Below are 6623 nucleotides of genomic sequence, written 5' to 3' on the forward strand. Positions count from 1 at the left end.
CTCATGAGTCAATTTTCTTTGACTTCATGGGCTTTTTTCCTATTTAACTTCTTTTGCTGTAGTTGCTAAATAGATAATAAATGCGATTGGCAAAAGAAGAATAAAAAGAATTATTTTTTTAAGCATAGTAAAAACTCCAATCAAAAATAACTTTTACGATTATACTATTAGTTTAAATCAAATTTATATACAAATTTATTAAATATTGATCATTTTAAAGCTATTTCTATATTTATTGAAAGTTTCACGGTATAATAGTATATGTGGATGTAAAATATTATTAATTTATGGAGAATCTTTGAATGGTACAAAATTTAACAGAACAGGCTTATGAAACTATTCTTGATAATATTACTAGCTTAAGATATTTCCCCGGCCAAAAGGTTTCAGAAAAGGAAGTTGAAAATAGTATCAAGATAGGTCGTACCCCTGTTCGTGAAGCATTACTTCGCCTTAGACAAGATGGTTTAATTAAGGTTGTTCCACAGTCTGGTACATATATTTCTAAAATCAACCTTAACCGTGTGTCTGATGCAATTTTAATTAGAAAAAGTATTGAATCTAAGGTAATAGATGAAGCCTGCACTCGTGAACATTCACGCCTAGAATCAATCCGCCTTATGCAGTTAGTCGAAGAACAACGAGAAGCTGCAAAAAAACATGATGTTTCAAGTTTCTTAAAATACAGTGATCAGTTCCACAAACAATTTTTCATTGATACAGATCACAAGTTTCTATGGGATTGGCTAAGTCATATTAATATCTACTTCTACCGTGTGACTACATTAAGTTTAAAGCTTAGTGATGAAAATTGGGAAAAATCAATTCATGAACAAGAAGAATTACTAGATGCAGTATTTAACAATGATCCTGAAAAAGCTCATAAGGCTTTTGAACATAATCTTGATGTTACTGAAGAAACTGAACGTGTTCTTCTTAATGAATATCCAGACTATTTCTATCCAGATTCAAACGAAGAAGAATAAAAAGTGACCTATTCCAAAGTTGGAATAAGTCACTTTTTTGCTTTATTCTTTTATTTTTTTACCAATTTCATTTAAAATCAGTTGAACAATTCCGATCCATGCAAGTGCAATCGCAACTGAAGCACAAACATCGGATGGATAGTGGGCATATACATATACCCTTGAGATCATAACGATTATTAACCAAACAATTAATAAAACATTAATCCAAATTCTAGCGGTTCTATTCTTCATAACTTTTGGAAGCAGAATCATCATTAACCAAATTACTAAGATTGACATACCAAGAACATGTCCACTTGGAAAACTAAATCCATCATCAATAGCAAGGTGTTGAACAGGTCGAGCACGTTGAATTAAATGTTTAATAATGTAGCCCAACGCATCTGCACTGATTAAAGTGATGATGATATTGATCGCAAGGGGGCGCCGTTTCTTTAGCCACAAAATGACTGATAATAACAGCATCCAGATCAAGTCCATCTTTGGAGATGCTAAGAAGGTAATCTTAAGCATCAAGCCTTTCAAGTTTGGAACGGTTTGAACTAACTGTTGGAAGAAATGATCAAAGCCACCAATCCAAGCAGCATTCATTGCTACAGAAATAGCAAAAATCAAAGCAATTGGTAATCCTACACAAATTGCATAAATATTCTTTTTCATAAAAATCCTCGTTCTGTCTTAAATTAACGTTTTAAGAATACCACATAAAATACAAAAAATTTACTTATTTTGAAAAACTTCTATATTAAACACTGGATAACTAAAAAATCCACTTATCGTCATAAAGAGGGTAAGTGGATTTTTTTAATTTTGATTAGCCTTATTAATTGCTTCAATTACCGCATGCCGGAAGCCATTTTCTTCTAAACTAGCAACACCTCTAATTGTTGTACCGCCAGGTGAACAAACTTGATCACGTAAGAGGGCAGGTGCAGTACCAGTATCATACGCTAAAGTTGCGGAGCCTTTAATCATGCTAGCGGCAATTTTATTAGCAAGGTCTCGTGGTAGGCCATTAAGAACTCCAGCATCTCCTAATGCATCTAAGAAAATATCGACAAATGCTGGTCCACAACCACCGATGGTTCCAACGATACTTAGATTTTCTTCTTTAGTTTGAATTACATCACCCAGTTGTTCAAGGAAGCCTTTAATTTGTTCATTGAGCTTTTGGGATAAATCATCAGGTGAATATAAAGCAATTGTACCAGCGTTGACAGCAACAGGGATATTAGGAATAATTCGTACTACTGGATTATTAGGAAGAACCTCTTTTAAATCTGAATAACTTACTCCGGCGGCTGCAGAGATAATGATTGCATCTGGATTTAAACCGTTTAATCCTTCCGCAACCTTTAAAGTGATTTTTGCAGGAGTGGTTAAGAAAATAATCTCTGGTTGAAAATCAGTTAAATTTTCAACCTTATTTACTAAATCAAATCCAATCTCTTTTGAAAGTTTGGTAACTCTTGGGTTAACTGGATTTTCTGCAATAATTAAATTTTCAGGATTTAGTTTTAGCCCCTTAATAATGGCAGTTCCCATATGGCCAACGCCAATAACTGCAACTTTAGTCATAAAATTCCCTCCATGTTACTTGTTTATGAATTAATAGTATATTTTAATTATAGTATAAATAAACATACGAGGGGACGAATATGAATAAAGAAAGATTATCAGCATTTAACGATGCTATTATTGCGATCGTTATGACAATTATGGTTTTAGAAATTAAACCTCCAAAAGGTGAAGATTGGGCTGCACTAATTCTTGAGCGACCATATTTTTTAGCCTATCTAGTTAGTTTCTTCCTAATTGCAACAACTTGGTACAATAACCATTATTTATTTAATCATGCCGAGTGGTTTTCACGAGGTGCTTTTTGGGCTAATATATTGTGGCTGTTTCTGATGTCATTTTCACCAGTTACTACTGGATGGATTAGTGAATTTCCCAATTCAAAAGCAGCGGCATATTTCTATTTATTGATTTATATTTTATGGGAATTATCTTTCAACTTAATGGTTTGGATTTTAATTCGTGATAATCCTAAGCAAAAGCAGGAATTGATAGTCATGAAGAAAAGGACACGAAATATTTTTGAATTAATTGGATTAGTTGTTGTAATTATTCTAATTAATTGGTGGCCAGCATCAGTATTGTTTATTTTAGGCTTAAACATTATTACTGTAATTTTCTTCTCACCAAAGGTTGAACGTCCTTAGAAAAAATGATTACCATATATTATTCAAAGAAGCCGTAAAATATAATTAACAATGAAAAGCAAACATAATTTCCTTTTCGCCTAATGTGCTATATAATATGAGTAACAATTAATTAGAAAAAAGAGGATAAAAAATGGCAGTAAGTATCTTGAACAATGAAACTACTAATGAAGAATTTTTAGACTTTATTGTAAACGAAATTCATAACGCTGTTGTCGCAACTACCAAGCCTGATGGCAGTCCTGATGCACAAGTTTGCGATATGCTAATGCATAAAAATAATAAACTTTACATGACTACTTCTGTTAATAATCCATTCTTCAAGAGTTTGACTAGTCGTCCAGAAGTCGTGGTTGATGGATACCAGGGTGATGGCACCATGGACTCTTGTGGATTTTCACTTCGTGGAACAATTAAGAATGTTGGGCATGAATATCTTGATGAAGTCTTTGAAAAGAATCCATATTTGAATGAAATCTATAAAGATGACATTGAGGGTGCAAAGAAGGAATTAAGAATTTTAGAAATTACCCCTAAGCATTGTGGTTATTTAGATCACAGAACTAATCCAATTTTCATGAGAAGTTTTGATTTCTAAAGAATTATATTATAAAAATAAAATGCTAATCACTACAAAATTGTAATGATTAGCATTTTTTAATTTTTATTTTCTTCAACTGGCTTTTTGCTTAATTTTAAGCTAATTACAAATGAAATTGTATCTTCATGATAATTAACTTTGATTTTTCCTTTGTAGGCATGAACTAAATCTTGGGCCATTGATAATCCAATACCAAAGCCAGATTTTTTATTATTATGTGATTCATCTTCGCGATAGAAGCGGTCGAAGAAGTTCTTATAATTTACGTTTTTACCTTCTGCGTATGTATTAGAAATAGTTAAGACCGCATGATTGTTCAAAAGATTACGGTGTAAGCTTAAGTTAACTTTTCCGTTATCATCACAGTATTTTTGTGCGTTATCAAGGAAAATATTAAGTAATTCACGTAATGAATTCTTTTCGGCATGAACATAGATTTCTGGATCAATGTCGGTCGTGAAATTCAATTTCTTTTGGAGCATGACAGAGGAGAAACTATGGCTAACTGCTGCGCTAAGCTTAGATAAGTCTACATCAGTTACCGTCATTTCAACGTTTTCGCTCATTCTGGCTAGTGAAATTAAGTGATTAATCAAGTTAGTTAAACGTTCAGTTTGTTCTTTGGTACTCTTAGTCCACTCTGATTCATTGCCAAGCATCTCTTCCATTTCAGTATTAGCAGAAATAATTGCAATTGGAGTCTTTAATTCGTGACCAGCATTGGTAATAAATTGTTGCTGCTTTTTGTAAGCTGTAACCATTGGCCGAATTGCTTTTTTGGATAGCAGCCCTAAGATTGTTGCAAATAGTAGTAGAGCAAGTATTCCTAATATAATTGCCAATCTTAATAAAGTCCATGAATGAGCAAAGATTAGAGAAGTATTCAAGAAAGTAATCGTGGTTTGACCAGAGTTATCTTTAGAAATTTGATATAAATAATTATTTGAGTCGAAACGAACAGTACCACGATTTGGTTGCTTTTCAAGAATTTTCATTGTTTTCTCTGAGATTGATTTTTTCTCAATAGTGAAATTATTAGGTCGGTTGGTAACGAGTAAATTATTATTTTTATCGATTACTACTGTAAAGTATCGGTATTGGTAAAGCATTTCTGGATTAAACTTCCCATCGATTAACCCGCTTTGCTTACCATTAATTTCACGGGATACTCTAGGTCCTAAATTACCATTATTTTGTGATAGGGTATCTAAGACTCGGTTGGCTTCACTATTATCGCGATAGAAGCTAAGCACAACTAAGTTCCCGATTGTAACTAGCAAGATAATCAATAAAGAAGTAACTGAAATACCAATAAATTTCCAGCGAAATCTTTGAATCATAGTATCACCTCTATTTTGTTAATTTGAAGCTGCCACCTTTTTCACCTTCAATTTGAATCTTGCTTTGAATTGATGCAAGTTTTTGCTTAAGATAAGAAATATAAACCCAAACAATTTCACTGTCTGCATCTGGTTCATCTTTCCAAACGTGATTAAGAAGTTCGTTACTAGAAATTTCTTTCTCTTTATTTAAAAGCAGATATTGAAGAAGGTCAGTTTCACGACTGGAAAGACTGATTGAATTTCTTGACTCTAATAATTGTTTATTGGTGTTTAGTTTAATGTCATCGTATTCAAGTTGATCATTTGAGTAGTCATCTGCGCGGCGTTCTTGTGAGCGAAGGCGGGCGATCAATTCTTTAAGTGAAAATGGTTTAGTCAAATAATCATCTGCACCAGACTCAAGCCCAGTGACCTTATCATCAACTTCTGCTTTTGCAGTAAGCATCATAGTATAAGTTCTATCGCCATTGGCACGGATTTCTTTCAATGCAGCAATTCCGTCCATTACTGGCATCATGATGTCTAAAATAATGACATCATAAGCATTCTTCTTAGTCATATCAACAGCCTCTTGACCGTTAAAAACTGAATCGACTTCATAGCCACTACTTTGAAGTGCAACAGTTGTAACATGATTTAATTGTGGTTCATCTTCAGCCAAAAGTATCTTCATGATTAATTGTCCTCCTTAATTAATTGTCGGATGGTCTGCATACTGATATCACAAGATGCAAGTTCATCAGAAACACGTTTGAGTTCTCGGCCAATCATTTCAGGATTCTTGATATGGTGTTTGTACTTGATTTCGTGCTCGAGTGCTGCCCAGGTATCCATGGCAATTGTTCTAAGTTGAATTTCTACGTAATATTCACCTGGAATATTTCCATCAACGTCTATTTGATCTACTTTTTTACTTAAAATCATGTGGTATGAACGATAACCATTTGGCTTAGCATTAGTGATGTAGTCCTTTTTCTTAACTACAGTTACATCAGGCATTTGCTCAATTAAATCAATACAGGTATAAATGTCATCTACAAAGTTACAAACAATTCGAAGGCCGATTGCATCACGATTTTCCCGTAATGCGGAATGAGGGGTAAGGGGAAGATTTTTCTTTTTACATTTAGCTTCCATACTCTTTTCGGTTTTAATACGTCCATTTAAGTGCTCGAACAGACTTTGTTCATGAGCTTGTTGATAATCAGAATTCATCTGATTAATTCTTGTCATTAGATCATTTAGAATAAGCTCTAAAGTTGGTTTATATTCTCCATATATACTCATAAAAAATCCCCCTTGAGTAATCTGCTTACTATTATAGGGAAAATTTGTGAAAAAAGTATAAATTTTCAGAAAATGATTTATTTTCCATTCATATATTAGACTGAGACTGTAAAATAGTTTGTGTAAGGATGAATGATTCCTTAAATTTATTTCTTTAAACATTAGAAAAAGGAGTTCC

The 6623-nt window shown here is 33.1% G+C and carries 8 protein-coding genes; 3 read left to right on the plus strand and 5 right to left on the minus strand.

Features of this window, described 5'->3' with window-relative positions; genetic code table 11:
* Positions 1–302 precede the first annotated feature (302 nt).
* Positions 303–986 (plus strand): GntR family transcriptional regulator, encoded by a 684-nt coding sequence (locus NFR82_RS01165; RefSeq protein ID WP_251716320.1) that lies wholly within the window; start codon positions 303–305, stop codon positions 984–986.
* A gap of 42 nt (positions 987–1028) precedes the next feature.
* Here the strand turns inward: NFR82_RS01165 and NFR82_RS01170 are convergent, their stop codons facing one another.
* Positions 1029–1649, minus strand: a complete 621-nt coding sequence (locus NFR82_RS01170; protein WP_251716321.1) for a phosphatase PAP2 family protein — start codon at positions 1647–1649, stop codon at positions 1029–1031.
* Positions 1650–1793: 144 nt separating this feature from the next.
* Positions 1794–2567: a pyrroline-5-carboxylate reductase gene (gene proC / locus NFR82_RS01175; RefSeq protein ID WP_251716322.1), complete on the minus strand. Its 774-nt coding sequence runs from the start codon at positions 2565–2567 to the stop codon at positions 1794–1796.
* An 80-nt stretch (positions 2568–2647) separates the two neighbouring features.
* On the opposite strand from proC, the gene NFR82_RS01180 reads away from it, so the two are divergent.
* Positions 2648–3214, plus strand: a complete 567-nt coding sequence (locus NFR82_RS01180; RefSeq protein ID WP_251716323.1) for a TMEM175 family protein — start codon at positions 2648–2650, stop codon at positions 3212–3214.
* 133 nt (positions 3215–3347) lie between these two features.
* Positions 3348–3812, plus strand: a complete 465-nt coding sequence (locus NFR82_RS01185) for a pyridoxamine 5'-phosphate oxidase family protein (protein WP_251716324.1) — start codon at positions 3348–3350, stop codon at positions 3810–3812.
* Between the two features lie 59 nt (positions 3813–3871).
* Here NFR82_RS01185 and NFR82_RS01190 read toward each other — a convergent pair whose 3' ends face one another.
* Genes NFR82_RS01190 through NFR82_RS01200 form a run of 3 tightly spaced genes read right to left on the minus strand, consistent with a single transcriptional unit; the run spans position 3872 to position 6445 of the window.
* The gene (locus tag NFR82_RS01190; RefSeq protein ID WP_251716325.1) at positions 3872–5155 is read right to left on the minus strand and encodes a sensor histidine kinase; all 1284 of its coding nucleotides are present in this window, start codon (positions 5153–5155) and stop codon (positions 3872–3874) included.
* Positions 5156–5165: 10 nt separating this feature from the next.
* Positions 5166–5831, minus strand: a complete 666-nt coding sequence (locus NFR82_RS01195) for a response regulator transcription factor (protein WP_251716326.1) — start codon at positions 5829–5831, stop codon at positions 5166–5168.
* A 2-nt stretch (positions 5832–5833) separates the two neighbouring features.
* Positions 5834–6445 carry a GTP pyrophosphokinase gene (locus NFR82_RS01200; protein WP_251716327.1) on the minus strand — a complete coding sequence of 204 codons (612 nt, stop codon included), beginning with the start codon at positions 6443–6445 and terminating at the stop codon, positions 5834–5836.
* Positions 6446–6623 lie beyond the last annotated feature (178 nt).

Source organism: Lactobacillus agrestimuris (genome assembly GCF_943193025.1).
Lineage (GTDB): Bacteria > Bacillota > Bacilli > Lactobacillales > Lactobacillaceae > Lactobacillus > Lactobacillus agrestimuris.

What these genes read in the sequence shown, in the direction of transcription:
- NFR82_RS01165 (WP_251716320.1), top strand. Translation starts at nt 303, where the DNA reads ATGGTACAAAATTTAACAGAACAGGCTTATGAAACTATTCTTGATAAT.
- NFR82_RS01170 (WP_251716321.1), bottom strand. Translation starts at nt 1,649, where the DNA reads ATGAAAAAGAATATTTATGCAATTTGTGTAGGATTACCAATTGCTTTG.
- proC (WP_251716322.1), bottom strand. Translation starts at nt 2,567, where the DNA reads ATGACTAAAGTTGCAGTTATTGGCGTTGGCCATATGGGAACTGCCATT.
- NFR82_RS01180 (WP_251716323.1), top strand. Translation starts at nt 2,648, where the DNA reads ATGAATAAAGAAAGATTATCAGCATTTAACGATGCTATTATTGCGATC.
- NFR82_RS01185 (WP_251716324.1), top strand. Translation starts at nt 3,348, where the DNA reads ATGGCAGTAAGTATCTTGAACAATGAAACTACTAATGAAGAATTTTTA.
- NFR82_RS01190 (WP_251716325.1), bottom strand. Translation starts at nt 5,155, where the DNA reads ATGATTCAAAGATTTCGCTGGAAATTTATTGGTATTTCAGTTACTTCT.
- NFR82_RS01195 (WP_251716326.1), bottom strand. Translation starts at nt 5,831, where the DNA reads ATGAAGATACTTTTGGCTGAAGATGAACCACAATTAAATCATGTTACA.
- NFR82_RS01200 (WP_251716327.1), bottom strand. Translation starts at nt 6,445, where the DNA reads ATGAGTATATATGGAGAATATAAACCAACTTTAGAGCTTATTCTAAAT.